Consider the following 230-nt stretch of genomic DNA (forward strand, 5'->3'; position numbering starts at 1 on the left):
TAGGCCTGCCGCCAGCGTTCAATCTGAGCCATGATCAAACTCTTCAATTAAAGTTTTGTTGGTCCTAAGACCGGCTCAATGAATACTGACTTCAAAACTGCTCTTACTCGAAAGTAAAAAGTAATTTTAAAGCTATTGTTGTTCCAACAGAACAACAATGAATTGACTGTGCCAAAATCAAGTAAACTTGATTCTGATTGGTCACTCAGTTCATTGATAAATCTTTTTCG

Annotated in this window: 1 pseudogene; it reads right to left on the bottom strand. The window is 37.0% G+C overall.

Annotation, left to right across the window (positions count from 1 at the left end):
* Positions 1–47: 47 nt before the first annotated feature.
* A pseudogene (locus tag AACW06_RS20700) lies at positions 48–230 on the bottom strand (hypothetical protein); the annotation flags it as partial.

The organism is Vibrio sp. S12_S33 (assembly GCF_963889785.1).
Taxonomy (GTDB): Bacteria; Pseudomonadota; Gammaproteobacteria; order Enterobacterales; family Vibrionaceae; genus Vibrio; species Vibrio aestuarianus.